At 72.4% G+C, this 26,083-nt stretch carries 26 protein-coding genes; 16 read left to right on the top strand and 10 right to left on the bottom strand.

All coding sequences use genetic code 11. The features are described from left to right. Positions 1-167 precede the first annotated feature (167 nt). Positions 168-1,853, top strand: coding sequence for a hypothetical protein (locus ACTMSW_RS20375; protein WP_441182221.1), 1,686 nt, complete (start codon positions 168-170; stop codon positions 1,851-1,853). A 94-nt stretch (positions 1,854-1,947) separates the two neighbouring features. Here ACTMSW_RS20375 and ACTMSW_RS20380 read toward each other — a convergent pair whose 3' ends face one another. The 3 genes from ACTMSW_RS20380 to ACTMSW_RS20390 form a co-directional block, all read right to left on the bottom strand. Continuing rightward, entirely contained in the window at positions 1,948-2,634 is a 687-nt protein-coding gene (locus tag ACTMSW_RS20380; protein WP_441182222.1) for a hypothetical protein, read from the bottom strand. Between the two features lie 67 nt (positions 2,635-2,701). Beyond that, positions 2,702-3,160 carry a peroxiredoxin gene (locus ACTMSW_RS20385; RefSeq protein WP_441182223.1) on the bottom strand — a complete coding sequence of 153 codons (459 nt, stop codon included), beginning with the start codon at positions 3,158-3,160 and terminating at the stop codon, positions 2,702-2,704. A gap of 41 nt (positions 3,161-3,201) precedes the next feature. Further along, positions 3,202-4,035, bottom strand: a complete 834-nt coding sequence (locus ACTMSW_RS20390) for a patatin-like phospholipase family protein (RefSeq protein ID WP_441182224.1) — start codon at positions 4,033-4,035, stop codon at positions 3,202-3,204. Between the two features lie 75 nt (positions 4,036-4,110). Between ACTMSW_RS20390 and ACTMSW_RS20395 the strand changes: the two genes are divergently transcribed. Both ACTMSW_RS20395 and ACTMSW_RS20400 read left to right on the top strand, forming a co-directional pair. After that, positions 4,111-4,839: an SDR family oxidoreductase gene (locus ACTMSW_RS20395; RefSeq protein WP_441182225.1), complete on the top strand. Its 729-nt coding sequence runs from the start codon at positions 4,111-4,113 to the stop codon at positions 4,837-4,839. Positions 4,840-4,957: 118 nt separating this feature from the next. Further along, positions 4,958-5,605 (top strand): class I SAM-dependent methyltransferase, encoded by a 648-nt coding sequence (locus ACTMSW_RS20400; RefSeq protein WP_441182293.1) that lies wholly within the window; start codon positions 4,958-4,960, stop codon positions 5,603-5,605. Here the strand turns inward: ACTMSW_RS20400 and ACTMSW_RS20405 are convergent. Continuing rightward, the gene (locus tag ACTMSW_RS20405; RefSeq protein WP_441182226.1) at positions 5,592-6,122 is read right to left on the bottom strand and encodes a GNAT family N-acetyltransferase; all 531 of its coding nucleotides are present in this window, start codon (positions 6,120-6,122) and stop codon (positions 5,592-5,594) included. The two genes, ACTMSW_RS20400 and ACTMSW_RS20405, sit on opposite strands and share 14 nt — an antisense overlap. Before the next feature lie 130 nt (positions 6,123-6,252). On the opposite strand from ACTMSW_RS20405, the gene ACTMSW_RS20410 reads away from it, so the two are divergent. The 5 genes from ACTMSW_RS20410 (at position 6,253) to ACTMSW_RS20430 (ending at position 12,976) form a co-directional block, all read left to right on the top strand. Next, on the top strand, positions 6,253-8,697 hold the full coding sequence (locus ACTMSW_RS20410; RefSeq protein ID WP_441182227.1) for a PEP/pyruvate-binding domain-containing protein: 2,445 nt from the start codon (positions 6,253-6,255) through the stop codon (positions 8,695-8,697). Between the two features lie 8 nt (positions 8,698-8,705). Next, complete coding sequence (locus ACTMSW_RS20415; RefSeq protein WP_441182228.1) at positions 8,706-9,362, top strand: PH domain-containing protein; 657 nt, start codon at positions 8,706-8,708, stop codon at positions 9,360-9,362. A 13-nt stretch (positions 9,363-9,375) separates the two neighbouring features. After that, positions 9,376-9,981 carry a TetR/AcrR family transcriptional regulator gene (locus ACTMSW_RS20420; RefSeq protein ID WP_441182229.1) on the top strand — a complete coding sequence of 202 codons (606 nt, stop codon included), beginning with the start codon at positions 9,376-9,378 and terminating at the stop codon, positions 9,979-9,981. Positions 9,982-10,015: 34 nt separating this feature from the next. Then, positions 10,016-10,465: a helix-turn-helix transcriptional regulator gene (locus ACTMSW_RS20425; RefSeq protein WP_441182230.1), complete on the top strand. Its 450-nt coding sequence runs from the start codon at positions 10,016-10,018 to the stop codon at positions 10,463-10,465. A 117-nt stretch (positions 10,466-10,582) separates the two neighbouring features. Continuing rightward, a complete protein-coding gene (locus tag ACTMSW_RS20430; protein WP_441182231.1) occupies positions 10,583-12,976 on the top strand; it encodes an ATP-binding cassette domain-containing protein in 2,394 nt (797 codons plus the stop codon). 72 nt (positions 12,977-13,048) lie between these two features. Here ACTMSW_RS20430 and ACTMSW_RS20435 read toward each other — a convergent pair whose 3' ends face one another. Beyond that, positions 13,049-14,041 (bottom strand): helix-turn-helix transcriptional regulator, encoded by a 993-nt coding sequence (locus tag ACTMSW_RS20435; protein ID WP_441182232.1) that lies wholly within the window; start codon positions 14,039-14,041, stop codon positions 13,049-13,051. A gap of 45 nt (positions 14,042-14,086) precedes the next feature. Here ACTMSW_RS20435 and ACTMSW_RS20440 point away from each other — a divergent pair, with 45 nt between their 5' ends. Further along, positions 14,087-14,566, top strand: a complete 480-nt coding sequence (locus ACTMSW_RS20440) for a hypothetical protein (RefSeq protein ID WP_441182233.1) — start codon at positions 14,087-14,089, stop codon at positions 14,564-14,566. Then, positions 14,566-15,045, top strand: coding sequence for a hypothetical protein (locus ACTMSW_RS20445; protein WP_441182234.1), 480 nt, complete (start codon positions 14,566-14,568; stop codon positions 15,043-15,045). The genes ACTMSW_RS20440 and ACTMSW_RS20445 overlap by 1 nt, the downstream gene beginning before the upstream one ends. On the opposite strand, the gene ACTMSW_RS20450 is transcribed toward ACTMSW_RS20445, so the two are convergent. Continuing rightward, on the bottom strand, positions 15,029-15,988 hold the full coding sequence (locus tag ACTMSW_RS20450) for an AraC family transcriptional regulator (protein WP_441182235.1): 960 nt from the start codon (positions 15,986-15,988) through the stop codon (positions 15,029-15,031). The genes ACTMSW_RS20445 and ACTMSW_RS20450 overlap by 17 nt on opposite strands. 229 nt (positions 15,989-16,217) lie before the next feature. Between ACTMSW_RS20450 and ACTMSW_RS20455 the strand changes: the two genes are divergently transcribed. From ACTMSW_RS20455 to ACTMSW_RS20465, 3 genes are all read left to right on the top strand, one after another. Continuing rightward, positions 16,218-17,777, top strand: coding sequence for a flavin-containing monooxygenase (locus tag ACTMSW_RS20455; protein ID WP_441182236.1), 1,560 nt, complete (start codon positions 16,218-16,220; stop codon positions 17,775-17,777). A 266-nt stretch (positions 17,778-18,043) separates the two neighbouring features. Next, entirely contained in the window at positions 18,044-19,345 is a 1,302-nt protein-coding gene (locus ACTMSW_RS20460; protein WP_441182237.1) for a low temperature requirement protein A, read from the top strand. Between the two features lie 257 nt (positions 19,346-19,602). Continuing rightward, entirely contained in the window at positions 19,603-20,547 is a 945-nt protein-coding gene (locus ACTMSW_RS20465) for a TolB family protein (protein ID WP_441182238.1), read from the top strand. Between the two features lie 76 nt (positions 20,548-20,623). On the opposite strand, the gene ACTMSW_RS20470 is transcribed toward ACTMSW_RS20465, so the two are convergent. Continuing rightward, on the bottom strand, positions 20,624-20,824 hold the full coding sequence (locus ACTMSW_RS20470; protein ID WP_441182239.1) for a hypothetical protein: 201 nt from the start codon (positions 20,822-20,824) through the stop codon (positions 20,624-20,626). 93 nt (positions 20,825-20,917) lie between these two features. Then, positions 20,918-21,328, bottom strand: coding sequence for a VOC family protein (locus tag ACTMSW_RS20475; RefSeq protein ID WP_441182240.1), 411 nt, complete (start codon positions 21,326-21,328; stop codon positions 20,918-20,920). 196 nt (positions 21,329-21,524) lie between these two features. Here ACTMSW_RS20475 and ACTMSW_RS20480 point away from each other — a divergent pair, with 196 nt between their 5' ends. Next, the gene (locus tag ACTMSW_RS20480) at positions 21,525-22,529 is read left to right on the top strand and encodes a tyrosine-type recombinase/integrase (RefSeq protein WP_441182241.1); all 1,005 of its coding nucleotides are present in this window, start codon (positions 21,525-21,527) and stop codon (positions 22,527-22,529) included. On the opposite strand, the gene ACTMSW_RS20485 is transcribed toward ACTMSW_RS20480, so the two are convergent. Beyond that, positions 22,517-23,083, bottom strand: coding sequence for a TetR/AcrR family transcriptional regulator (locus tag ACTMSW_RS20485; RefSeq protein ID WP_441182242.1), 567 nt, complete (start codon positions 23,081-23,083; stop codon positions 22,517-22,519). The two genes, ACTMSW_RS20480 and ACTMSW_RS20485, sit on opposite strands and share 13 nt — an antisense overlap. A gap of 55 nt (positions 23,084-23,138) precedes the next feature. Between ACTMSW_RS20485 and ACTMSW_RS20490 the strand changes: the two genes are divergently transcribed. After that, positions 23,139-24,200, top strand: coding sequence for an FAD-dependent monooxygenase (locus ACTMSW_RS20490; RefSeq protein ID WP_441182243.1), 1,062 nt, complete (start codon positions 23,139-23,141; stop codon positions 24,198-24,200). A gap of 139 nt (positions 24,201-24,339) precedes the next feature. On the opposite strand, the gene ACTMSW_RS20495 is transcribed toward ACTMSW_RS20490, so the two are convergent. Continuing rightward, a complete protein-coding gene (locus ACTMSW_RS20495; protein ID WP_441182244.1) occupies positions 24,340-25,119 on the bottom strand; it encodes an endonuclease/exonuclease/phosphatase family protein in 780 nt (259 codons plus the stop codon). Between the two features lie 176 nt (positions 25,120-25,295). Here ACTMSW_RS20495 and ACTMSW_RS20500 point away from each other — a divergent pair, with 176 nt between their 5' ends. Then, positions 25,296-26,069, top strand: a complete 774-nt coding sequence (locus tag ACTMSW_RS20500) for a sulfite exporter TauE/SafE family protein (RefSeq protein ID WP_441182245.1) — start codon at positions 25,296-25,298, stop codon at positions 26,067-26,069. Positions 26,070-26,083: the final 14 nt, after the last annotated feature.

Below are 26,083 nucleotides of genomic sequence, written 5' to 3' on the forward strand. Positions count from 1 at the left end.
CGCGCGCACCGTATTCCTCGCGGGCGGGTGGTCCGTTCGGCGGGACAGGCCGACCGAACCGCCCGATTGAGCGCGGGACCCTCTGCCACCCGTTGGGCGGGGCAACCGGAATGCCGCCCGTTCGTTATCCTTCCCGCCATCACCCCCCCGGCTCGTGAGGATTCCGCATGCCCGTAGCGGCGGCCGAAGCACCGGTAGAACCCACCTCGTCGGCCCCCCCGCCTCGCCGGCGGGGGTGGATTCCACGCTGGCGGCACCTGCCCCTCGCCGCCCTGCTCGGCGCCTACCTGGCCGCGCGGGTCCGGGTCCTGACCGGGTTCACCGTCTTCACCTCGGCCGACGCCGGCTCGTACGCAGCCCGGTCGGGGAAACCGATAGAAACGCTGTCGTTCACCGGCCACGCACCGCGACCGTGGGGCGTACCGCTGCTGTACGCGATGGTCGACACCGACCCGGCCCGCGTGGTGCTGCAGTGGACGATCAGCACACTGGCCTGGTCCCTGCTGGTCTGCGCCTGCTGGTTGCTGTTGCGCTCCCTGCCGGCGCGGGTCTTCGCCGCCGCCGCGCTGATCTGCCTGGCCCTGAGCCGGTCGGTCTACCCGTGGGACCACGCCATCCTCTCCGAGTCGCTGTCGATCAGCCTCGGCATCGCGGCGCTGGCGCTGCTGGCGATCTGGGTCAGGACCCGCTCACGGGTGGCGATAACAGCGCTGGTCCTGGTGGTGTTCTGGTGGACCTTCACCCGACAGGACCTGCTGCCCTACGTCCTGCTGCTGGTCGTCGTGCTGGCCGGTCACGTCCTGCTCCGCCGGTACCGCTGGGCCGCGGCCACCGCCACGGTGGTCCTGCTCGGCGGCCTGGCCTGGCAAGCGGCGATCGTGCCGACCGTGGACCACAGCTACCGGTCCTGGGGGACCGGCCTGAGCCTGTCCGAGGCGACATTCCTGTACCGACTGCGCTTCCAGGTCCTCAACGATCCGCAGGTGAAGTCCGCCTACCAGCAGGAGTTCGGAATGCCCCGCTGTGAGCGGGCGGAGTTGCTTGCCAAGGGGAGGGCCGGGGCGATGGGCAAGTTCATCGTCGCCTATCGCGACTGTCCGGCGTTGATGGACTGGGTGCAACGGGAGAAGGGGTCGGTCGGCTACCGGTACGCCCTGGCCCACCCGAAGCATTACGCCGACACGGTGGTGAAGCTGCTGCCGACCTCGCTGGGTGGCACAGTCCGGTACGCCAAGCCGGTGCCGGGCGTGCCGACCTTCCCGGAACGGGTCTTCTTCCCGCAGCCGGACCGGGTGCTGCCGCAGGCCGGTCTGATCTTCCTGGTGACGTTCGGCGCCGGCCTGCTGGCCCGGGCGTTCCGAGGCGCCCGCTTGCTCGCGGTGGCCGGCACACTCGTCGTCCTGGCGAGCATGGGCAGCGCGGTGGCCGGCACGATGTACTCGGCCGGCGAGTACAGCCGCTTCGGCATCCAGGAGGCGGTGCTGCTGCGGGTCGGGCTGGTCCTCCTGGCGGCCGCCGCGATTCAGGCCGTCGTGGCGTCGGTCACCGACCGGGTCGCCGCGTTGCGCCGTCGGCGCGCGCCGGCCGCCACGCCCGCGACCGGCGAGGCACCGGCGGCTTCCGAGGCACCGGCGGCCACCGACGTGGCACGGGACGAACCGCGCGCGGCTTCCGACGCCCCGGCACCGGACGGCGAGCCGCCCGCAGCGGGCGATCCGCCGGCACCCACCGCTCAGCACTCGGACGGCGACCGGCCTGCGACAAGGCAGCGCGACCGCGAACCCGACGGCGAACCGGTCGGCGACAAGGACAAGATCCTGGGCAGCTCGGCCACCGATGCACCCCCCGCCTGACCAGCCGACCCGGCTTCTGCCCAAGGTCCCAGGCCCCACCGGCGGCGCTGACCGGCCATGCGCCGGCACTCTGATCAGCGCCGCCGGTGGCAGATCAGTGCGCCTCGCGCAGCTCCGCCAGGCGCGCCTCGATCTCGGCCAGCTCGGCGCGCAGCTTCTCCGCCTGCTGCTCCGCCTCCGCCCGCTCCGCGGCCATGATCTGCTCCACCGCCTCGTGCACCCCCGGCACGTCCACCAGCGCCACCATCCGCAACGCCTCGGCCGGCTTTACCACGTACGGCTTTGCCAGGGCCTTCGTGCCCTGCTGCGCCGCCACCGTCCACTCGCCCTCGGCGTACGCCAGCGTCACCGTCAGGCCCGCGGGCCCCTTCGGCTTCGCGGCCTTGACCGGACGTCGCGCCGGCTTCGGCTCCACCTGCTGCTCCACCTTCGGCTCCTCCCGGCGCGGCGCCGGCACCCGCGGCGTGTCCAACACGAACTCCGGCGTTGCCGGCTGCACCGGCTCCGGCTCGGCCTGCTCGGCCTTCGGCTCCGCCACCCGGCGCCCGGCGCCCCGCGGCGCGATCGCCACGTCGGCGGGGGAGAAGGGCAACTCGTCGCGGCCGAACCGCACCACCACGTACTCGTCGGACACCGCCGGGTCGGTCAGCTCCACCACCTGACCCACCTGCCCGGCCATCTGCCCCGCCGAGGAGGTGAACACCACCTTCGGCTTGCGTCCCGCCGCCAGCGCCTCCCGGACACCGGCGACGTCTTCCGTGGACAAACCCTGGCCCGCCATCACAGCCCTCTTCCGTACACGTGTCTGATTGGTGCCTTGATACCAGTCGACCCCGACACCCGGAAGATCAACCCCCCAGCGCCCGCAGCGCCCGGTCCGCGTGCTCGTTCATGCTCACCTCGGAGTGGATGACGTCCACGACCCGCGAGTCGGTCCCGATCACGAACGTCACCCGCTTCGTGCTCAACGGCCCCAACGGCAACCGCCGCCGTACGCCGAGCCGAGACGCCACCGCACCGTCGACATCCGACAGCAGCGGATAGTCGAAGCCGTGCAGCCGGGAGAACTCCGCCTGCTTCGCCACCGGGTCCCGGCTGATGCCCACCCGCTGGGCGCCCACCGCCGCGAACTCCGCCGCCAGGTCCCGGAAGTGGCAGCTCTCCGCCGTGCACCCTCGCGTCATCGCCGCCGGGTAGAAGAACAGCACCACCGGACCGGACGCCAGGAACTCCGACAACCGCCGCGGAGCGCCCGTGTCGTCCGGCAGCTCGAAGTCCTCGACCACGTCACCCACACCAACCACCACGCCACCTCCACCTCGACACCGACGGCGCGAAGCCTAGGCGATCACCGGAACACCGCCGAGACCTCCTCGGCCACCGCGTGCGCCTGGGCCCGACCGGCCCGCGCCGCCCCCGCCCGCCGCGCCGGGTCCAGCACGTTGCGGCCGATCGCCGTGCGCGCCGCCGCGTCCGGCACCACCACCGCCACCCGTGACCCCGCCGCCCGCAACGCCGCCACCTGCGCCGACAACCGGGGCATCGGCCCGAACGCGGCCGACATCGGCGCCAGCACCACCACCGCCTCCGCCCCCGCCGCCAGGTCCGCGTTCACCGCCGAGCGCATCCCCCCGTCCATGAACCGCCGCGCACCGATCGTCACCGGCGGCCACACCCCGGGAACCGCGCAACTCGCCCCCACGGCGTCCACCAACGACACTCCCGAGGACGCGTCGAACACCACGAACTCGCCCGACGCCACGTCCACCGCGGTCACCAGCAGCCGCCGGGCCGGCCACTCCCGCACCGGCAGCCGAGCCTCGATCACCGTCCGCCGCGACGCCTCCGACGGTGTACGCGCCGCCACCGCCATCGCCCCGATCCGCGCCCGTGCCCGCGCCCCGTCCCGGGTCGACCCACCCGCCCACAGCAGTCGCACCAGCACCGGCCACCCCAACCGGGCCGCCACCTCACCACCGGCGTCGCGCAGCTGTACTGCGTACAGGTCCTCCACCGGCGTCCCGGAGCACACCTGGGCGCCCACCACCGATCCCGCCGACGTGCCCACCACCAGGTCGGCGCCCACCAGATCCACACCCCGCTCCACCAGTCCGGCCAGCAGCCCCAGCTCCCACGCCACCCCGGTCACCCCGCCACCACCGAACACCAACGCCCGTGCCATCGACCACTCCCATCTCCCGCCCGACGTGCCGGCCACGGTAACGTCGCGGCCAGCACGGGGGACAGGGGAAACGCATTGGCACACGTCACCGTCGTCACCGGCGGCAGTCGCGGCATCGGCGCCGCCACCGCCCGCCGCCTCGCCCGAGCCGGCCACCACGTGGCCGTCGGCTACCGCCGCGACCACGACGCCGCCGAGGTCGTCGTCGAGGACCTGCGCACCACCGGCGTACGCGCCGTCGCCGTCGCCACCGACACCCGCGATCCCGACCAGGTCATGCGCCTCTTCGACGCCGCCGCCGCCCTCGGGCCCATCACCGGCCTGGTCAACAACGCCGGCGTCACCAGCCCCATCGGCGCCTTCGTCGACCTCGACCCCGCCGACCTGCGCCACGTCGTCGACGTCAACCTCGTCGGCTACGTCCTCTGCGCCCAGCAGGCCGCCCGCCGCATGACCAGCGGCGGGGCCATCGTCAACGTCTCCTCGGCCGCGGCCACCCTCGGCAGTCCGGGGGAGTACATCCACTACGCCGCCGTCAAGGCCGCCACCGACACCCTGACCACCGGCCTGGCCAAGGAACTCGCGCCGCACGGCATCCGCGTCAACGCCGTCGCCCCCGGCATCATCCGCACCGACATCCACGCCCTCTCCGGGCAGCCCGACCGCCCCGACCGCGCCGCCGGCCGCATCCCGCTGGGCCGCGCCGGCGAACCCGACGAGGTCGCCGGCGCCATCGCCTGGCTGCTCGGCCCCGACGCCAGCTACACCACCGGAGCCGTCCTGCGCATCGCCGGAGGTCTGTAGACATGGGAGTCTTCGGCGAGGTCGCCGGCCTCTACGACGATGTCCGCCCCGGCTACCCCGCCGATCTCGCCGACACCGTGCGGGACTACCACGGGGCACACCCACCGGCGTCGTCGAGATCGGCGCCGGCACCGGCAAGGGCACCGACCTGCTGCGCCGCCTCGGCGCTCCGGTCACCTGCCTGGAACCCGACCCCCGGATGGCCGCCCTGCTCGCCGCCCGCCACCCCGGCATCCGCGTCCTCGGCACCACCTTCGAACAGTGGCGGCCCCCGGCCGGGGGCGTGCCCCTGCTCGCCGCCGCCCTCGCCTGGCACTGGCTCGACCCCGCCACCCGCAACCGGCACGCCCACGACGCGCTCACCCCCGGCGGCACCCTCGCCGTCCTCGGTCACACCTACGGCTACGCCGACCCCGAGCACGGCCGCGCCCTCGACGCCGTCTTCCGCTCCGCCGACCCCACCGCGCCCCGCCGCCGGCCCGACTGGTTCCTGCACGACATCACCGGCAGCGGCCTGTTCGCCGACGTCACCACCACGACCCGGCTCCGCGACATGCCCTTCACCACCGACCGCTACCTGGACCTGGTCCGCACCTTCGGCCCCTTCCGCCGCCGGACACCCGATGAGCAGACCCGCGGCCTGACCGCGCTGCGCCACACCGTCGACGGCTTCGGCGGCAGCCTGATCGTCCGGCTGCACACCACCCTGGTCCTCGCGCGCCGCCCGCGCGGGGCAGGGGAGGGGACCACCCTCACCGGGACGTGAAGACCTCGTCCAGGCCGTCCTCGCCCCACCGGTCCAGGTCGGGCGCACGCCGCAGCCCGGCCCGCACCGCCACCCGCGCCGACGCCACGTTGGCCGGCCGTACCCGCGCCACCACCGGTCGCCCGGGCACCGTCCGTCCCGCCCACGACACGACCGCGGCCGCCGCCTCCGTGGCCAGCCCGTCGCCCCACACCGCAGGGTCGAGACGGTAGAACAGGTTCAACACCTCCCCGGTGTTCCACCGCACCACCTTGAGCCCGCAGAAACCCACCGCCGCCTGCTCCGGATCGTGGCGCGGGCGCATCGCCCAGTACCCGAAGCCGTACGCCCGCCAGTGCGCGTCCCACGCCCGGTACCGGTCCTCGGCCCCGGCCACGTCGGTCAGCAGGTCCGACGGGTTGTGCGCGCAGGCCCGCCGATCGGTGTGCAGGGCGTGGATCCGCGCGACGTCGGCGGGCGTCGGGCGGCGCAGCGACAGTCGTGCCGTCACCACCTCGTCGGCGAACAGGGCGGCCATGCCGAAGATTCTCCCGCCACGGACGATGCCGCACGGGTGACCTGCCCGACACCGTTGGCGTTGCAGTCGTATCGCCAACCGGGTACGGTCGGATGCAATGCACATGCATTGCAAAGGAAGAGGCGTCCCCATGCAGATCATCGCCCTGTCCGACATCACCGCCCACATGCGCGACCTCGTCGGCGGCAAGGCAGCCGGCCTGGGGGACCTCATCCGACACGGCGAACGCGTCCCGCCCGGCTTCTGCATCACCACCGGGACCGACCTCGACGCGCTGCCCGAAGCGGAGATCGTCGACGCCTACCAGCGGCTCGGCGGCGGCCCGGTGGCCGTACGCTCCAGCTCCACCGCCGAGGACCTGCCCGACGCCAGCTTCGCCGGCCAGCAGGACACCTTCCTCGACGTCACCGGTGCCACCGACCTGCTCACCGCCGTCCGCGCCTGCGGGCGGTCGCTGCACGGCCCCCGCGCCACCGCCTACCGCGACGCCCGCCACATCGACCACGACACCGCCCGCATGGCCGTCGTCGTGCAGCGGATGATCGCCCCGGCCGTGTCCGGCGTGCTGTTCACCGCGAACCCGCTGACCGGCTGCCGTACCCAGATGATGGTCGACGCCGCCGCCGGACCCGGCACCGCCGTGGTCGACGGCGCCACCGCCGCCGACCACTACGTCCTCGACGGGTCCGACCAGCCCGCCAGGGGAGTTCTCACCCCGGCGCACCTGGCCGACCTGCACGCCGCGGGAGCACGCATCCAGGCGCACACGGGCAGCCCGCAGGACGTCGAATGGGCCATCGACGAGCAGGGCACCCTGTGGATACTCCAGTCCCGGCCCATCACCACCCTGTTCCCCCCGCCGCCGGCCACCGACAAGCCCCAACCCCGCGTCTACCTCGAATTCGGGCACGTGCAGGGCATGCTCCAACCCGTCACCCCGATGGGCATGGCCACCCTCAGGGACCTGATCGCCGCGATGCTCGCCCCGCTCGGCCTCAGGGTCGAGATCGTCGACATCGGTGGCCGCCTCTACGGTGACCTGACCGACCTGGCCCGCGACCGGTCCGCCCGCAAACGCCTGGTCAAGCTCATGGCCGTCGACTTCGGCCCGCGGGCCCAGGCCGCCATGGAACACGTCCTGGCCGACCCCCGCTTCGCCCCGCTGGAGCGCGGCGCCACCGGTACCCGCCGGGCGAACCCCGCCGCCCTGCGTACGGCCGCTCGCGCACTCACCGGAATCCTGCGCGCCCTGGCGCGACCCGACGCCGCCCGGACCCGCCTGTTCCACGCCGTCGACCAGATGCGGCTCGCCTCGGCCGCACCCGACGGCCCGACGACCACCGCCGACCGGCTGCGCCTCGTCCAGACCCGGGACGCGACCGACAGCCACGACGAGATCACCTGGCCGGTCGTCGCCGGCATCCTGGCCGCGTCCGTGCCGTCGCATCTCCTCAAGGGCGTCGCCGAGCCGGACGAGGTCCAGAGGGTGCTGGGCGGCATGCCGCACAACGTGACCATCGAGATGGACCTCGCGCTGTGGCGCATCGCCGAACGCGCCACCGCGCACCGTCACCTGCTGCGGGACACACCCCCGCACGAGTTGGCGCTCCTGCACCACCAGGGGAAGCTTCCCGACATCGGGCTCACCGCGTTCCTGGACCGCTACGGCCACCGTGGCGTCGCCGAGGTCGACCTGGGCGTACCGCGCTGGGCGGAGGACCCGACACCGGTCTTCGCGATGCTCGCCAACTACCTCCGGCTCACCGACGCCGACCAGGCCCCCGACCGACGCTTCGCCCGCGCCGCCGCCACCGCCGAGGCCACGCTGGACGACATCGCCACCCGTGCCGGCCGCCGACGCCCGGTACGTGGCCGCCTCGCCGTGTTCCTCCTGCGCCGGGCACGCGCCCTGGCCGGGCTCCGCGAGGCCGGCAAGTTCGCCGGCCTCTACCACCTGCGCGAGATGCGACGCCACCTGCTGCTCATCGGCGCCGACCTCACCGCCGCCGACCTGCTGGAACAGCCCGACGACATCATGTTCCTCACCCTCGACGAGGTCCACGACGCCGTGCACGAAGGCGCCGACCAGCGCTCCGCCGCCGCCGCACGCAAGGTGATCCACTCTCGGGAGCTGCGGCGCAGGACCGTGCCGGTGGCCCTGCTCTCCGACGGCACCGACGTCGAAGCCGTCCGGCCGGCCACACCCACCACCGACGCCGCGCTGCGGGGCGTCGGCGCGGCCCCCGGCCGGGCCACCGGCCCCGCCCGGGTCGTCCACGACCCGGCCACCGCCCATATCGAACCCGGCGACATCCTCGTCGCCGCCACCACCGACCCCGGCTGGACGCCGCTCTTCCTCACCGCCGCCGCGCTGGTCACCGACACCGGCGCCATCATGGCCCACGGACCCACCGTGGCCCGCGAGTACGGCATCCCGGCCGTCATCTGCGTCCCCGACGCCACCCGCCGGATCACCACCGGACAGATCATCACGGTCGACGGCGCGGCCGGGACCGTCACCCCGCACGAGGCCACCGCACCCGCCGTACCCGAGCCGACCCTGAGCCGAGGATGAGGACGACCATGACCGACACGACGACGACCCGCGCGCCCGGCCGCGCCGGCCCACTCCTGCGCCGGGCCATCGCCACCGAGGGCGCCATGTGGCGCAGCCTGTACCGCTGGGCGCGACGCCGGCCCCCGGCCCTGGAGCCCGGCGACGCGCCGTTCAGCTACCTCGGCGTCGTCAAGCCGATCCTCGGCGTTCTCATCGGACTGTCCGCCGTGGAGATCCCGATCTTCGACCTCATCGTCAGCAACGTCGTACCCTGGCACCCGGCCCGCTGGATCGTCGGTGTCCTCGGCGTCTGGGGCCTGCTCTGGATGGTCGGTCTCTTCGCGAGCATGAGCATCCACCCCCACGTCGTCGGCCCGCGCGGCATCCGGATACGCCTGAACGCCGCCATCGACGTCACCGTGCCGTGGGACCACGTCGAGGCGGTGCACGCCCGCTACCGCTCGCCGCCCTCCGGCAGGTCCGTCCAGGTGGAGCAGGACGGCGACCGTCGGGTGCTGCAGTTCGTCGTCGCCAGCCAGACCAGCGTCGACATCCGGCTGCGCCGCCCGCTCACCCTCGACCTGCCCAAGGGCAGGACCGAGCCGGTCGACGAACTGCGCCTGTACGCCGACGACCCCGACGGCTTCGTCCGCCGCGCCCGCGACCTCACCACCTCGGTTTGAAAGCATCGCTGCCATGCCCAAGAAGGTGGACCGTCAGGAGCGACGAACGCTCATCGCCGACGCGCTGATGCGGGTCGCCGCGCAGCAGGGCCTGGAAGCGGTCAGCCTCCGGCACGTGGCGGCGGCCGCCGGCGTCTCGGCGGGAATGGTGCAGCACTACTTCCGCACCAAGGACGAGATGATGGCGTTCGCGCTGTCGGTGGTCCGCGACCGCAGCCAGAGGCGCCTCACCGAGGCCCTCGCCGCCCTGGGCGAGGATCCCCCGCCGCGACTGCTGCTGCGGACGATCATCGCGACGCTGCTGCCGCTGGACGACCAGTCCCGTGATGACGGGCGGGTGGCGCTGGCGTTCCTCGCCTACACCGCCGTACGCCCCGAAGCCGCCTCCACGCTGCGCGAGGACAACGCCCAGATGACCGGCTTCATCGCCCGGCTCCTGCCCGCCGGCCCGCACGCCGACGACACCGCCACCGGACTGCTGGCGCTCATGGAAGGGCTGGGCCTCTACCTCCTGGGCGGCCACTACGCACCCCAGCAGGCGCTGCGCGTCCTGGACCAGCACCTCGACATGATCTTCAGCCAGGGCGAACAGGCCGGGGCGGGATATCCACGACGCTAGGCAAATTTCGGCCCGACGTGGCACGATCTCGCAGGTGACCAGCACTTCCGCCGAGACCCAGCACCTGCGCGACCTCGCGCGACTGCGCCGGGTCCGCGACCGGATCGACCGGGAGTACGCGCAGCCGCTGGACGTCGAGGCGCTCGCCCGCGGGGTGAACATGTCGGCCGGGCACCTCAGCCGCCAGTTCCGGCTGGCCTACGGCGAGTCGCCGTACTCGTACCTGATGACGCGGCGCATCGAGCGCGCCATGGCGTTGCTGCGTCGTGGCGACCTCAGCGTCACCGACGTCTGCTTCGCGGTCGGCTGCTCGTCGCTGGGCACCTTCAGCACCCGCTTCACCGAGCTGGTCGGTGTGCCGCCGAGCACCTACCGGACCCAGGGTGCACGCCCGACGGCGGACATGCCGGCGTGCATCGCCAAACAGGTGACCAGACCGATCAGAAATCGAGAAGCACGGGCGGCGAAGCCCCAACTAGCCTGATCGCCATGGACCGAGCAGCCGCGTGACCGGCTCCGCGAACCGGCCTCGACCCGGGCGTGTCACGCCGTACCGCCGCGTCTCTCGCGTCCCCGCGCCCAGGCCCGAGATGGAGACACGATGAGCATGGCCACGAGGACCGACACCGGGTCCCCTGAGCCGCACGTTGCCGACAGCCACGATCTGATCCGCGTGCAGGGCGCGCGGGAGAACAACCTCAAGGACGTCCACGTCGAGATCCCGAAGCGCCGCCTGACGGTGTTCACCGGCGTCTCCGGCTCCGGCAAGAGCTCGCTGGTGTTCGGCACGATCGCCGCGGAGTCCCAGCGGATGATCAACGAAACCTACAGTGCCTTCGTGCAGGGGTTCATGCCGAACCTGGCCCGGCCGGAGGTCGACCTGCTCGACGGGCTGACCACGGCCATCATCGTCGACCAGGAGCGGATGGGCTCCAACCCCCGATCGACCGTCGGCACCGCCACCGACGCCAACGCGATGCTGCGCATCCTGTTCAGCCGGCTCGGCAAGCCGCACATCGGACCGCCCAACGCGTACTCGTTCAACGTCCCCTCGGTGAAGGCCACCGGTGCGATCACCGTCGAGCGCGGCGCCGGCAGGACGAAGACCGAGAAGGCGACCTTCAACCGTCTCGGCGGCATGTGTCCCCGCTGCGAGGGGATGGGCTCGGTCACCGACTTCGACCTCTCGGCCCTGTACGACGACTCCAAGTCGCTCAACGAGGGCGCCCTCACCATCCCCGGCTACAGCATGGAGGGCTGGTTCGGTCGCATCTTCAGCGGCAGCGGCTACTTCGACATGGACAAGCCGCTGGCGAAGTACACCAAGAAGGAACTGCACGACCTGCTCTACCGGGAACCGACCAAGATCAAGGTCGAGGGCATCAACCTGACCTACGAGGGCCTGATCCCCAAGATCCAGAAGTCGATGCTCGCCAAGGACGTCGACGCCATGCAGCCCCACATCCGCGCCTTCGTGGAACGGGCGGTGACCTTCACGACCTGCCCCGAGTGCCACGGCACCCGCCTCACCACCGAGGCCCGATCGTCGAAGATCAACGGGAAGAACATCGCCGACGTCTGCACGATGCAGATCAGCGACCTGGCCGACTGGGTCCGCAAGCTCGACGAGCCGTCGGTGGCCCCGCTGCTCACCGGGCTGCAACACCTCCTCGACTCGTTCACCGAGATCGGCCTGGGCTACCTCTCGCTCGACCGCCCGTCGGGCACCCTGTCCGGCGGCGAGGCACAGCGCACCAAGATGATCCGCCACCTCGGCTCCTCGCTCACCGACGTCACCTACGTCTTCGACGAACCGACCATCGGGCTGCACCCGCACGACATCCAGCGCATGAACGGCCTCCTGCTGCGACTGCGGGACAAGGGCAACACGGTGCTCGTCGTCGAGCACAAGCCCGAGACGATCGCGATCGCCGACCACGTCGTCGACCTCGGCCCCGGCGCCGGTACGGCCGGCGGCACCGTGTGCTTCGAGGGCACCGTCGAGGGTCTGCGGGCCAGTGGCACCCTCACCGGCCGGCACCTGGACGACCGGGCCACCCTCAAGGAGACGGTGCGGACGCCCGCCGGCGCGCTGGAGATCCGCGGCGCGAACGCCCACAACCTGCGTGACGTCGACGTCGACATCCCGCTCGGGGTGCTCTGCGTGATCACCGGCGTCGCGGGCTCCGGCAAGAGCTCGCTCGTACACGGGTCGATCCCCACCGGCGCGGGCGTCATCTCGATCGACCAGGGCGCGATCCGCGGCTCACGACGGAGCAACCCGGCGACCTACACCGGACTCCTGGACCCGATCCGCAAGGCGTTCGCGAAGGCCAACGGTGTGAAGCCGGCGCTGTTCAGCGCCAACTCCGAGGGCGCGTGCCCCGCCTGCAACGGCGCCGGCGTCATCTACACCGACCTCGGGATGATGGCCAGCGTGGCCACGACCTGCGAGCAGTGCGAGGGCAGGCGGTTCCAGGCCTCGGTGCTGGACTACCACTTCGGTGGCCGGGACATCAGCGAGGTGCTCGCGATGTCGGTGACCGAGGCCGAGGAGTTCTTCGGCACCGGCGAGGCGCGCATTCCCGCCGCCCACGCGATCCTGCACCGGCTCGCCGACGTCGGGCTCGGGTACCTCAGCCTCGGCCAGCCGCTCACCACGCTGTCCGGCGGCGAGCGGCAGCGGCTCAAGCTGGCCACGCACATGTCCGACAAGGGCGGCGTCTACATCCTCGACGAGCCGACCACCGGCCTGCACCTGGCCGACGTCGAGCAACTGCTCGGCCTGCTCGACCGGCTCGTCGACTCCGGCAAGTCGGTCATCGTCATCGAGCACCACCAGGCGGTCATGGCGCACGCCGACTGGATCATCGACCTCGGCCCCGGCGCCGGGCACGACGGCGGCCGGATCGTCTTCGAGGGCACGCCCGCCGACCTCGTCGCCTCCCGCTCCACCCTCACCGGCGAGCACCTCGCGGCCTACGTCGCACCCTGACCGCGCTCACCGACGCCGGCCCACCCCACCGGTGGGCCGGCGACCACCTGACGCCCGGGGGAGTACCGGCCGTCAGGTGGTCACCCGGGTCGCCGGTGCGTAGAGAGCGGCCAGGTCGGCGGCGGTCGCGGCCAGCCGCTCCCGCAGCGCGACCGGGGTCAGCACCTCCACGTCCGCGCCGAGCCGCAGCAGGTCACCGTGGGCGTGGGTGAGCGACTCGATGGGGATCACCGCGGTCACCCAACCGGCCTCGTCCGGCGCCCCGGCGCTCCCGTCGACCGCGGCGACCACCAGCTCGGTGGCGACCTCGCGCAGGCGCTGCCGGCCCCGCGGCGAGAGCCGGACGGTCGCCTCGTCACGGTGCAACGTGGCCCGGAACCGCACCACGTGCTCCCGCCACCAGGCGGGCAGGTCGAACGACCCCGGCCGGTCGAACCCCTCGTCCAGGGTGGTCAGCGACAGGATCTGGTTCACCCGGTAGGTGGCCGCCCCGTCCCGCCCCGGCCGACCGGCCACCGCGTACCACCGGCCGCCCTTGAGGACCAGACCGTACGGTTCCACCGTCCGGTCGACCTCCCCGCGCCAGCTGCGGTAGCGCACCCGGACGCGGCGCTGCCGCCAGACCGCCTCCGCCACCTCCGCGAGATGCGGCGACGCGTCACCGTCGGCATACCAGCTCGGGGTGTCGAGGTGGAAACGCTGCTGGAGCTGCACGGCGCGGTCGGCCAGCTCGCGGGGGAGCGCGGCGTGCAACTTGAGCTGCAGAGCGGCGACCACGGCGCCGTAGCCCAGCTCGGCGGCCGGCCCGGGCAGGCCGGCCAGGAACAGCCGCTCGGCCTCCTCGGTGGTCAACCCGGTCAGCCGGGTACGCCACCCCTGCACCAGGTGATAACCCCCGGCATGCCCGGCCTCGCCGTAGAGCGGGACGCCGGCAGCGTGCAGCGCCTCGACGTCGCGGTAGACGGTACGGGTGGACACCTCCAGCCGCTCGGCGAGCTGCGCGGCCGTCATCCGCCCATGGCTCTGCAGCAACAGCAGAAGGGAGAGAAGTCGACTGGCCCGCACTCCGCTGACAGTAGCTGTCAGTGGAGTGGTCCTACCGTCCCCGGCATGGCCTTCCGAGACAAGGAACTGCGCGTGCCGGAACCGCTCACGCTCGCCGGACGCAGAATCAAGCGCTACCACATCGACCAGCCCGGACGCCGACTCGAAGCCCACGTGCAGCGGGCGGCGTACGACTACCTGCCCGCCCTGCTCCCGCCCGCCGGCGAGGACGGCACACCCGCCGGCACCTGGGTGGTGCTGCACCGCGGCGCGGACACCGGGGCCTACCTGCTGGCGTACAGCTGGTTCTTCGACAACGTCGTCGAGGCGCGCATCGCCGTGGCCGGCCAGCCGGCGGTCGGCTCACCCGACGACGATCCGACGCACTTCACCGAGATGCGCCGGCCCGCAGTGGGCTGCGTCTGGGAACTCGGAGTCCTCGAACACGAACGCACCGCCTGGATCCGGCACATCCTCGCCCCCGACCGACCCGACCTCGACGCCTGGCTCGCCGACACCCGGGTCGAAGGGCCGGTGGGGCGCTGATGGGCGACTTCGACTTCCTCGTCGGCTCCTGGCACGTGGCCAACCGGCGGCTGGTGCGACGACACGTCGGCAGCGACGAGTGGGACGAATTCCCCGGCACCACCGTGGCGCACAGCTTCTTCGACGGCGCCGGCAGCTTCGACGAGATCACCTTTCCCACGAAAGGCTTCGCCGGGTCGACCGTACGGATCCACGACGCCGCGAACGGGACCTGGTCGATCTACTGGACGAACAGCTCACGCGGAGTGCTGGAGCTACCCCCGGTGGTCGGTCGGTTCACCGACGGCGTGGGCACCTTCCTCGCCGACGACCTCGACGACGGCCGCCCGATCCGGTGCCGGTTCGTCTGGTCGGCGATCACGCCGACCTCCTGCCGATGGGAACAGGCGTTCTCCACCGACGGGGGAGAGGCCTGGGAGACCAACTGGATCATGGAGTTCACCCGGACGACACCGACACCCGTCACCGACGCAGGGTGACCGACGGCGACTCCCCGAAACGAGCCCGGTACTCACCGGCGAAACGCCCCAGGTGGGCGAAACCGTGCGCGAGAGCCACGGCCGTCACGGAGGTGCCGGGCTCCCCGGCCCGCAACGCCCGGTGCACCGCGTCCAGCCGGCACCCCCGCAGGTACGCCGTCGGCGTGGTCGCCAGCTCCCGACGAAAGCACTCCTGCAGCGTCCGGACGCTGACCCCCAGCGCCTCCGCGACGTCGGAGACCGTCAACGCCTCGCTGTGGTGGTCCCGGATCAGGGCGCAGGCCCGCCGGACCAGGCGCCCCGGGGCCGGGTGCTCCGCCGCCTCGGCGAGCAGGTGCGTCCCGCTGTGGTGATGGGTCAGCAGCAACTTGCCGAGCAGGGCCTGCGCGAGACGGACGGCGACCAGGGGATGGCTCACCAGCGACCCGCCCGCCGGCTGGGCCAGCTCCGCGGCGAGGAAGTCCACCCCGCGCGACCACGCCGCCGCCGCGGGACCACCCATGTCCATGCCGGGGTCGAAGCGGACCGGAGCGTCCGCCGGACGACCCAGCAACCGGCCGAGTTCCCGGTCCAGGGCGCGCTGGTCGGCGTAGAAGATCCGGTGCGGCGACCCCTCGGACCAGTGCATGTCCGAGGCGTCGAAGGGGGAGAGGACCGAAGCGGTCCCGGGTGTCGAGGTCACGGTCTGACCAGCGTGCCGGACGACCGCGCCGCCCCGGCGGGGGATCTGCACCAGGTAGAAGGTCTCCAACGGATCGGGCTCGATCCGCACCGCCCGCCCGTAGTCGAGGTCCACGACACCCACCCCGACACCGGGCAGGAGGTGGGAGGTCATCCGCAGGCGAACGTCGTGTACCCCCGACCGAGGCGTCAACCGGTGGGGACAGAAGACGCGGCCCACCTCGCTGCGGGCGTGCTCGATGTCGTTCGTGCTGACCGTCACGGCGTCCACCTGGCACCTCCCGCCCCCGGACTGCCCCGACCGTAGGGCACGAGTGCCGATCAACCGCTCGCCGAGCCGCCGATCCGACACTTTGCGCCCGTCCGCGTACGCCGGACAGCGGCCTCGCCCAGCGGATAGCGCCCTCACCGCGGCGCTCGTTAGCGTGCGGACACCGCCGGCGACCCGCCCCGCGGTCGCGTCAACCACCACCCTTCCTGGAGGTCTCGTCATGAGGATCGCCGTCGTCGGCGCCGGATTCGGCGGATTGAGCGCAGCCAAGGTGCTGCGACAGAGCGGTTTCGACGTCACCGTGTTCGAGAAGGCCCCCGACGTCGGGGGCGTCTGGAGCCGCAGCCGGCGCTACCCGGGCCTGCGCACCCAGAACGACAAGGGCACCTACCGCCTCTCGGACCTGCCCATGCCCGCGCACTGTCCACAATGGCCGACCGGCGAGGACGTCCAGCAGTACCTGGAGACCTACGCGGACACCTTCGGGCTGCGCCCCGCCCTGCGACTGTCCACCGAGGTCGTCTCCGCCGAACTCGTCGACGGCGAGACGGGATGGCGGATCGGCTCCCGACCGGCCGGCAGCGACGACCCGGTGACCTGGGAACGCTACGACCACCTCACCGTCGCCAACGGCATCTTCTCCGACCCGTACATCCCGCCCTTCCCCGGCCGGGAGGACTTCGTCGCCGCCGGTGGACGCGTCCTGGCCGCCGGCGAGTTCCACGACCTGGAGACAGCCCGAGGCAGGCACGTCATCGTCGTCGGGCACGGCAAGTCCTCCTGCGACGTGGCCGTTCCGCTCAGCGACGTCACCGCACACACCCACCTCGTCGCCCGCGAACTGCTCTGGAAGATGCCCAGGAAACTCGGCGCGGTGAACTACAAGTACCTGCTGCTCACCCGGATGGGCGAGGCGCTGTTCCGGTACATCACCCTGAAAGGCTTCGAACGGTTCCTGCACGGCCCCGGAGACGGCCTGCGCCAGGCGATGCTGCGCCAGGTCGGCGCCACCGCCACCCGGCAGCTCAAACTCCGCGAACTGGGCCTCGTACCGCACGGCACCTTCGCCGACATCGCCCGCAGCACCGTCAGCCTCGCCACGGAGGGCTTCTCCGAGCGCGTCACCGACGGCCGGATCACGGTGCACCGCGACCAGGTGATCACCGAACTCCTGGTCGACGGCGGACGACCGGCCGCCCGCCTCGCCGACGGCACGGTGCTCCCCGCCGACCTGGTGATCTGCGGCACCGGCTTCCGCCAGCACGTGCCCTTCCTCGACGCCGCGCTGCACGCCCGGCTCGAGGACGGCGAGGGCAACTTCATGCTGCACCGCCAGATCCTGCCGATCGACGTACCGAACCTCACCTTCGCCGGCTACAACTCCTCGTTCTTCAGCCCGCTCAGCGCGGAGATGGCGGCGGTGTGGATCGCCGCGTACCTGCGGGGAGGGGTCACGCTGCCGCCCGCCGAGGAGATGCGGCAGCAGGTGCGTACCCGCCTGGCCTGGATGCAGGAGCGCACCGGCGGACACCACGCCCGCGGCACCAACATCATCCCGTTCTCGATGCACAACATCGACGAGGTGCTCGACGAGCTCGGGCTCAACGTCGGCCCGCTGACCCGCGCCCGGCAGTGGCTGCTGCCGGTCGACCCGGGGGCCTACCGGCGGGTGACGCCGCGCATGATCCGGCGGACCGCGGCGACAGCGGCAGGCCGCGACTCGGGGATCGACATGCCGACGTCCGGTCCGGGTCGGATCGCCGATCGGACGGGCCGCTGATGTCATTCCTCCCGTGACCTCCGGCGCCCTCGCCCGGGCGGCCGAGCAGGTGGCCGTACGCCTGGCGCCCGGGCCCCGGTTCGGCCTGACCGGACGCTGGAGCACTTTCGGCTGCCGCCGTTCATCCTGCCCGCCGCCGACCTGGTCAAGGCGCCGTCCGCTCCGACCTGGACCGCGGCGGCCGGTCGTCGACGGTGAGCAGCGGGCGGCGACGGGTTTTGACCGATCGAGCCCGGTGGGCCAGCGCCGGCTGGGACACTGCGGGGGTGGCTACCCAGGCCCGGTCCCGGCTGATCACCTGGGGTGGGCCGGGCACCCGGGTCACCCGCCTGGAACTCTTCTACGACCTGGTGTTCGTCTTCGCGTTCATCAACCTGACCACGCTGACCTCGGCGAATCTGGATGTCCGAGCGCTGGGGGAGTCGCTGGCCGTGCTGGCCCTGCTCTGGTGGTGCTGGACCGGCTTCGCCGCCCTGGGCAACATCCTCCGGGCCGACCAGGGCGTCATGCCGCTGGTCGGCTTCCTGGTGATGGCGGCCGTCTTCGTGCTCGCCCTGACCACCGACGCGGCGATCCACGATGAGCCCGGTGGCCTGTACGGGCCGTTCGTCTTCGCCTGCGCCCACCTGACGATCTGGGTGGTCCAGGGGGCCGCACTCTGGGCCACGATAGGGACCGGCCCGACGCCGAGGAGGCGCTCGCTGCTGCTCACCGCGCCCACCATCGTCGGTGCCCTGATCATCCTGCTCGCCGCCACGGTGCCGCAGCACCTCTTCGCCGAGGATGTCGCCGACGACGTGCGGCTCGGGCTCTGGCTCGTCGCACTGGTGGTGGAGTACTCGGTGCCCCTGCTGCTCACCCGAATCGGTTGGCGGGTGCGGTCGGTGGGCCACTGGGCCGAGCGGCACGCCCTCATCGTGCTGGTGGCGCTCGGCGAGTCGGTGATCGCCCTCGGGATCGGCTCCACCAGCCGGGCGGGGCGAAACATCACGCTCTCCGTCATCACCGCCGCCGTCCTCGGCATCGTCGTCATCGCCACGCTCTGGTGGCTCTACTTCGACCTGCTCGCCCTCGCCGTCGAGCAGACGCTGCACGGGGTGCGCGGGCCGGAGCGGATCCCGTTGACCCGGGACCTCTACACGTACCTGCACCTACCGTTGATCATGGCGATCATCTTCGTCGCCCTGGGCTTGAAGCGGCTGCTCACCGGTGTGATCACCTCGCCCGCCCGCGCGGCGCGGGAGTCGCTCGGCGGGCTGGACCTGCTGGTGCTCTACGGCGGGGTCGTCGTCTTCCTGCTCACCCTGGTGGCGATCGAGCTGCGCACCTTCCGCCGGCTCGACCGGCTCTCGCTCGGCACCGGCGGACTGCTCGCCGGGGCGGCGCCGCTGGCGTACCGGCTGCCGGCGCTGACCGCGCTGGCCCTGCTCACCGGCGTCATCGGGGTGCTGGTGCTGGCCCGACTCCGCACCAAGCGGGACATGCGCAGTCGGGTGCGCGAGACAGCGCAGAGGGAGCAGGCGGCGCTGGAGGAGGAGGCCAACCAGTGGCGCCGCCGCCGCTTCTGACCGCTCGGCGAGTAGGCGTCGAGCGCTTCGGTGGTCTGCGCCGGTAGAGCACGCTCGCGTTGATCATGTCCCTTGACGCGGTGCGCAGCGTGCGGTGCCCGGTGGCGAGCGCGGCCCCAGGCCGGATCATCGTGCTCGGCCGACGTGGTGCGCGCTGACCGAGTGGCGACGGTGGACCGGCTGCTCGTCGGATGCCCTCCCGATCATCCCTCCAGGAGGGTGGAGCGACGTCTACCACGGGGGTTTCCATGACAGGAATGAATCGACGGGCGCTACTGCGGACCGCCGCGCTGGCCGGCGCGGCCGCGGCGACCGGGCTGACCGCCGCGGCGCCCGCCGCCGCGGCGGAGACCACCGAGGTGGTCAACGGGCCGTGGCTGGTCAGCGTGGGCTGGGGTGTGCTCCAGGTCAACCCCGGCCGCACCACGCCGCAGCAGCTGCTCACCGACGGCGACCAGGCCACCACGTCGCCCGACGGGCGGTACGTGGCCTGGGTCAACAACGCCTGGTCCGGCGACGGTCAGCTCCTGCCCTACGTGTCGCTGTTCGACCGGGTCACCGGCGACATCCGCAAGCTGCTCGCCGACCCGCCCGGCGTTCAGTACGGCGCGCCGACCTGGTCCCCGGACGGCACGCAGATCGCCCTCGTCATCGGGAACGACACCCTGGTCGCGGTCGACGTGGCGACCGGCGGAAAGCGGGTGCTCGTCCAGGGCCACACCATGTCGCACCCGAACTGGTCGCGGGACGGCTCGATGATCGTCATGCGGTGGGTCAGCCGCTCCGAGGGGCCGCAGCTGCGCACGCTCGAGCTGGCCACCAGCAAGGTACGGCCGATCTACACCCCCGAGGCGGCCGGGGAACTCTTCCACGGACCCGTCTTCATGCCCGCCTCCGAGCGGGTCGTGTTCTGCACCAACCGCTGGACCCGGGACACCACGGTGCTCGGCGGGGCGGCGCTCGGCTCGGTGCGGATCGACGGCACCGGTCTCAAGCGACTCACCGACGAACCCCGCTACTACCTGTCCCCGGTGTTCTCACCCGACGGGCGCTACTGCGCCGCGCTGTCGATCCCGCCGACCAACGAGGCTCCCGACGGCGGCAACATCATCGTCTCGACCAGCGGCTTCGGCGAGCCCTGGTGGATCCCGGGGGACGAGTACGACGACAGCAGCCGGCTCGACTGGGCCCGCGCCATCTGACCCGACACCCGCGACGCGGCGCAGGGTCCCTGTCGGGGCCAATGCCAAGATCGACGACGACGACGTCGTGGCCAGATCACACGTGCCAGACGGACAACCGGCCGCCGCGTCGGCGCACCCGGGCGGATTTCCGCGCCGCCGCCCGGGAGCGGTGCGCCGCCGACGGGGCGACGACCGCCGTGGAGGCCGGGAGGGCCGCGCCGCCGACCGGGACACCGGGTCGTGGTGCCTGCGCGAGCCGCGGAGGCACCACGAGCAGGCATTCGATAATGTACATTATGTCAAGTTGCACCTTGAGAGGGTCCCCTGGGCGCCGGTGCGAAGGTCGCCCAGCGGCACCCGGTGCTGGTCGCGGTTCGGTATAGGTGGCCTAGGCGCGCTCAGGCCAGATGAGGCCCTGGTCGGTCCACACGACACCCTTGTTGCGGCAGAGACAGAAGGGGTGACCGACGAGGTCGGTGTAGACACGGAAGCCGTAGCCGTCGGGGCCGATCAAGTCCCGCTTCAGGGTCGCACCGAGGGCCAGGACGCGGCTCTGTTCCGCCTCGACATCGTCGACCTCGAAGTCGAGGTGGAACTGTTTGGGATGCTCGCTGTCGGGCCACTGAGGAGCTCGGTAGTCCTCCACCCGGTTGAAGGCCAACTCGACCTCGCCGAACCGGATACCGGCCCAATCCTCGTCGCTGCCTGCCTTCACCGGGCGACCCGTCACCGCAGAGTAGAAGGCTGCGAGCTTCATCGTGTCCGGGCAATCGATGATGAAATCGGTGAGGCGCAGCATCCCGCGATCCTGCCACAGGGACAAGACAGCCGAGGTTCGCGACGTTCCCAGCTGGACAGCGAGTGCCACGCGCACCGGCCGCTCCGAGCCGGTGCTGAACCGCTGCGAGCCGGCTCCGTGGCGTTGGCGGCGGTGAACTGATGCAGTCCCCTCCTCCCCCTGGGCCGGAACGTGAAACTCATGCATAATAGTGCTTATGCATGACAAACCGGACGAATCGGTGACGCAGCTGATCGAGGAGTTCCTGACCGCCCGTGCCACCCGTAAGCCCTCCCCCCACACCCTGGAGGCGTACCGGCGGGACCTGCGCACGGTCGCGGCACTGGCCGCGGAGGACCACACCCCTCCCCTCCCCCTCGACGCGCTGTCGATCTCCGCGCTCTCCCCCCGGGTCATGCGGACGGCCTTCGCGCGGTTCGCCGGCCCCCGGGCCTCGGCGTCGGTCCACCGGGCCTGGTCGAGCTGGAACAGCTTCTTCACGTTTCTGGTGGCCGAGGGGGTGGTGGCCGGTAATCCGATGCCGGCGGTCGGCCGTCCCCGTACCCCGCTCCCCCAGCCCAAACCGTTGCGGGGCGACGACACCCCGGAGGAACTGCTCGCGGCGGTGGCCCGGGAGGACGGCCGGCAGCGCGACCCGTGGCCGGAGCGGGACGTGGCGGTGCTGGCGTTGGCGCTCTGTGCCGGGTTGCGCCTGTCGGAGCTGCTGGCGCTGCGGGTGTCGTCGCTGGGGGGTCGGGCCGGCGAGCGGCGGGTGGAGGTGGCCGGCAAGGGTGGGCGTCCGCGGGTGGTGCCGGTGGAGCCGGAGCTGGATCGGGTGCTGGAGTCGTACCTGGACAGCCGGGTGCGACGGTTCGGGGCGCGGAGCGTACGGCCGGACTCGGTGTTCCTGGTGGACCGGCGGGGTGAGCCGCTGCGCCGGGGTGGGCTGCAGTACCTGGTGGACTCCTGTTACCGGCGGGCGGGGATCGGTGACCGGGTGCCGCGGGGCGCGCGGTTGCACGCGTTGCGGCACACGTTCGCGACGCGGTTGGCCGAGGACGGGGCGGGCGCGGCGGAGATCATGCGGTTGCTGGGGCACGCGTCGTTGGCGTCGTCGCAGACGTACATCGAGGTGACGGCGGGTCAGCAGCGGGCGGCGGTGCGGTCGAACCGGACGCATCGGGTGTTGTCGGGGTTGCTGGGGGCCGTTCAGGGGTCGTGACGGTCGAGGATGGCCGGCAGCACGGTGGCGACGGCGGTGGTGGGGTCGAACGCGGGGTCGGGGTTGGCGAGTTGGTTGTTGAGCAGGCCGTCGACGAGTGCGAGCAGCAGGCGTAGGGCGGCGGTGGGGTGGCGTGCGCCGAGGGTGGCCAGAAGGGGTGCGGCCCAGGCGGCGAGGTCGGCCTGGCTGCGGGCGATCTGTCGTTGGAGGTCGGGTTGGTGGGCGGCTTCGCCGAAGATGGCGAGCCGGGCCAGGGTGAGGGTGCGGCCGTCATGGGCGAGGTGGTGGACGAGGGCGCCGACGACGGCGGCGAAGGTGGTGGGGTCGACGGGGTGGAGGTCGCCAGCGAGGCGGTACCAGCCGGCGGTCTCGGTGTCGAGGATGCGGGTGAGGACGCCGGCGAGGAGAGCTTCGCGGGTGCGGTAGCGGTTGGAGGTGGAGCCGGTGGGCAGGCCGGCTTGCTCGTCGACGGCGCGGTGGGTGAGGTGTCGGGGGCCGCGGGTGCCGAGGACGGTGATGGCGGCGTCGAGGATCTGCCGTTGACGGGTGTCCACGGGCAGACACTACATCAGTAGTCTCGGTGACTACATCTGTAGTAGGATGCGGGTCATGCGAGGCTCAGTGGCGATCATCGGAGGCGGCGTCGGTGGGCTCGCCCTGGCCGGCGGATTGCACCGGTCCGGGTGGACGGTCTCGGTGTTCGAGCGTGCCGGCGGGTTGCCGACGGTCGGCACCGGGTTGGGTATCTGGCCGTCGGCACTACGGGCTCTGGACGAGCTCGGGTTGGGGACGGTCGCCCGCGAGCGGGGCCTCGTGCAACCGGACGGGGCGATGCGCCGCCCCGACGGGTCGGTGATCGCCACCCTGGACGTGGCGCGGATCCGGCGGCGGCACGGTGAGGGGGTGCGGCTGTTGTCGCGACCGGCGCTGCTGGGATTGCTCGCCGAAGCGTTGCCGGCGGGCACGGTCCGGTTCGGTGAGGCGGTGACGGACCCGCCGGCGTTGACGGAGTCGTACGACGTGGTGGTAGGCGCGGACGGGATTCGCAGCGCGACGCGGGCGGCCATGTTCGGTGACCGGTTCCCGCTGCGGTACTCGGGGGTTACGGCGTGGCGGGGCACGGTGGCGATGGACGTGCCGGCCGGCGGTGAAACGTGGGGTCGGGGGCGCAAGTTCGGGTTGACGCCGCAGGCTCCCGGGGTGACCAACTGGTACGCGGCGGTGGCCGCGCCGGAGGGGTTCCGGCCGCGGGAGGGTGACGTGGCGGTGCTACGCCGGTGGTTCGGTGACTGGCACGATCCGGTCCCTGCGGTGCTGGAGCGGGTGGAGGCCGCGGGCCTGCTGCACCACGACGTGCACATGCTGCCGGCGTTGCCGTCGTACGTGCGGGGTCGGGTGGTGCTGCTGGGCGACGCGGCGCACGCGATGACCCCGGATCTGGGGCAGGGGGCCTGTCAGGCGTTGATCGATGCGGTGGCGTTGGTGAACGCGTTGGTGGCGTGCTCGGATGTGGCGTCGGCGTTGGCCCGGTACGACGCGCAGCGACGGCGGCCGACGCAGCGGATGGCGGCGATGGCTGCCCGGGCGAGTCGGCTGGCGCAGGTGCGGCACTTCGTCGGCGTGCGGGACGCGGCGCTGCGGGTGGCGTTGTCGTTCGGCCCCCCGGCCTGAAGAGGCGGCTCGGCCATGGGGTTTGCGCTCGGCGAAAGATCGATGGATGCAGGCGGATGCGGCGCGGGCGGTGGCGGCCGACCGGGCGCCGCGGCGTGGCTGCTGCGCATGCGCAGCGAACCGGCAACCTGCAGATGTTTCAGCCTAGGTCGACCAGGAGCGGGCGGTGGTCGGAGATCGTCGACAGTGGGGTGCGTACGGCGGTGACCGGTGGGAGCTGGTCGAAGCCGTCGCGGTCGGCGAGTATGTGGTCGAGTTGCACGCGGGGTTGCCCGGCGGGGTAGGTGGGGCGGCGGCCCAGCGGGTGCCAGCCGGTGACGAGGCGGGCCGGGCCGGCGGGGAGGTTGAGGTCGCCGAGGAGGATCCGGGGGGCGGGCAGGGTGCGCAGGGCGCGGACGGTCTGCCGGAGTTGGCGGACGTTCCAGCCGGGGACGAAGGACAGGTGGGTCGCGGCGACGGTGAGGGGGCCGCGTGGGGTGTCGAGGACGGCGGCGAGGACGACGCGGGGTTCGTCGCGCAGGAGGATGAGGCCGCCGCCGGCGCCGGGCACGTAGACCGGTGAGCGGACGGGTGCGGGGCGCAGGCGGGTGACCTGCCAGGTGATGACCTTGTGGCGGGTGACCAGGCCGATGCCGTAGCAGGGTTCGCCGTGGCCGTCGTCGTCGTGGCGCAGGGGGCGGAACTGTTCGCCGGGGGTGCCGACGACGGCGGCGGCGAAGCGGTGTTCGGCGGCGCCGAGGGCGCGGGCGGCGATGGCGGTGAGGTCCAGTTGGCCGCTGCGGCTCTGGTCCCGGTCGACCTCCTGCAGGGCGAGGACGTCGGCGTCGAGGGCGGTGACGGCGGCGGTGAGCCGGTCGGGGTCGACGAGGCCGTCGGTGAGGGACCGACCGTGCAGCAGGTTGAACGTGGCCAGGCGCACCGTGTCACCTTACGTCGCCGTGGCATGGTTGCCGGATGTTGAAGCTGCTGCTGTGCTCGATGCTGGTGTTCGTGGCGGTCGGTGTCGTGGGGATGTGGTTGCAGCGTCGTCGGGGGCGGTGAGGCTGGCCACAGCGCGTCCCGCGGACGTGGCGGGGGTGGGAAGAATGGCCGCCCGTGGACCCGTTTTCGCTGACCACCCTGCTCGCCGCGGCCGCGTTGGCCGGTTGGGTCGACGCTGTGGTGGGCGGTGGTGGGCTGTTGCTGCTGCCGGCGTTGCTGGTGGCCGCGCCCGGGATACCGGTGGCCACCGCGCTGGGCACGAACAAGCTCGCGGCGATCGCGGGCACGTCCACGGCGGCGGTGACGTTCGCGCGGCGGACGAAGCTGGACTGGGCGGTGGCGGGCCCGTCGGCGGGTCTGGCGGTGTGCTGCGCGGGGCTGGGCGCGGCGTTGGCGGGTGCGGTGCCGGCGTCGGCGTACCGGCCGGTGGTGCTGGTGGTGCTGGTGGCGGTGGCGCTGTTCGTGGTGCTGCGTCCGCGGTTGGGTGTGGTGGCGTTGCCGCAGCGGCGGACCCGGCTGCGGGTGATCGCCGTGGTGGCGGTGGCCGGGGTGGGCATCGCCCTGTACGACGGGCTGATCGGGCCGGGGACGGGGACGTTCCTGGTGGTGGCGTTCACCGCGCTGGTGGGTGCCGACTTCGTGCAGGGTTCGGCGATGGCGAAGGTGGTCAACGCCGGCACGAACCTCGGTGCGCTGGTGGTGTTCGCGGCGACCGGCCACGTGTGGTGGCTGCTGGGCGCGGCGATGGCGGTGTGCAACATCGCGGGGGCGGTGCTGGGCGCGCGGATGGCGTTGCGGCGGGGCTCGGGCTTCGTGCGGGTGGTGTTGCTGGTGGTGGTGTCCGCGCTGGTGGCCAAGCTGGGCTACGACCAGTGGGCGGCCGGGTGATCGGCGCCGTCGCG

Origin of the sequence: Micromonospora sp. BQ11 (assembly GCF_052068135.1) — a bacterium.
Classification (GTDB): domain Bacteria; phylum Actinomycetota; class Actinomycetes; order Mycobacteriales; family Micromonosporaceae; genus Micromonospora.

What these genes read in the sequence shown, in the direction of transcription:
- ACTMSW_RS20375 (WP_441182221.1), top strand. Translation starts at nt 168, where the DNA reads ATGCCCGTAGCGGCGGCCGAAGCACCGGTAGAACCCACCTCGTCGGCC.
- ACTMSW_RS20380 (WP_441182222.1), bottom strand. Translation starts at nt 2,634, where the DNA reads ATGGCGGGCCAGGGTTTGTCCACGGAAGACGTCGCCGGTGTCCGGGAG.
- ACTMSW_RS20390 (WP_441182224.1), bottom strand. Translation starts at nt 4,035, where the DNA reads ATGGCACGGGCGTTGGTGTTCGGTGGTGGCGGGGTGACCGGGGTGGCG.
- ACTMSW_RS20405 (WP_441182226.1), bottom strand. Translation starts at nt 6,122, where the DNA reads ATGGCCGCCCTGTTCGCCGACGAGGTGGTGACGGCACGACTGTCGCTG.
- ACTMSW_RS20410 (WP_441182227.1), top strand. Translation starts at nt 6,253, where the DNA reads ATGCAGATCATCGCCCTGTCCGACATCACCGCCCACATGCGCGACCTC.
- ACTMSW_RS20415 (WP_441182228.1), top strand. Translation starts at nt 8,706, where the DNA reads ATGACCGACACGACGACGACCCGCGCGCCCGGCCGCGCCGGCCCACTC.
- ACTMSW_RS20420 (WP_441182229.1), top strand. Translation starts at nt 9,376, where the DNA reads ATGCCCAAGAAGGTGGACCGTCAGGAGCGACGAACGCTCATCGCCGAC.
- ACTMSW_RS20430 (WP_441182231.1), top strand. Translation starts at nt 10,583, where the DNA reads ATGAGCATGGCCACGAGGACCGACACCGGGTCCCCTGAGCCGCACGTT.
- ACTMSW_RS20440 (WP_441182233.1), top strand. Translation starts at nt 14,087, where the DNA reads ATGGCCTTCCGAGACAAGGAACTGCGCGTGCCGGAACCGCTCACGCTC.
- ACTMSW_RS20445 (WP_441182234.1), top strand. Translation starts at nt 14,566, where the DNA reads ATGGGCGACTTCGACTTCCTCGTCGGCTCCTGGCACGTGGCCAACCGG.
- ACTMSW_RS20455 (WP_441182236.1), top strand. Translation starts at nt 16,218, where the DNA reads ATGAGGATCGCCGTCGTCGGCGCCGGATTCGGCGGATTGAGCGCAGCC.
- ACTMSW_RS20465 (WP_441182238.1), top strand. Translation starts at nt 19,603, where the DNA reads ATGAATCGACGGGCGCTACTGCGGACCGCCGCGCTGGCCGGCGCGGCC.
- ACTMSW_RS20470 (WP_441182239.1), bottom strand. Translation starts at nt 20,824, where the DNA reads ATGTACATTATCGAATGCCTGCTCGTGGTGCCTCCGCGGCTCGCGCAG.
- ACTMSW_RS20475 (WP_441182240.1), bottom strand. Translation starts at nt 21,328, where the DNA reads ATGCTGCGCCTCACCGATTTCATCATCGATTGCCCGGACACGATGAAG.
- ACTMSW_RS20480 (WP_441182241.1), top strand. Translation starts at nt 21,525, where the DNA reads ATGCATGACAAACCGGACGAATCGGTGACGCAGCTGATCGAGGAGTTC.
- ACTMSW_RS20490 (WP_441182243.1), top strand. Translation starts at nt 23,139, where the DNA reads ATGCGAGGCTCAGTGGCGATCATCGGAGGCGGCGTCGGTGGGCTCGCC.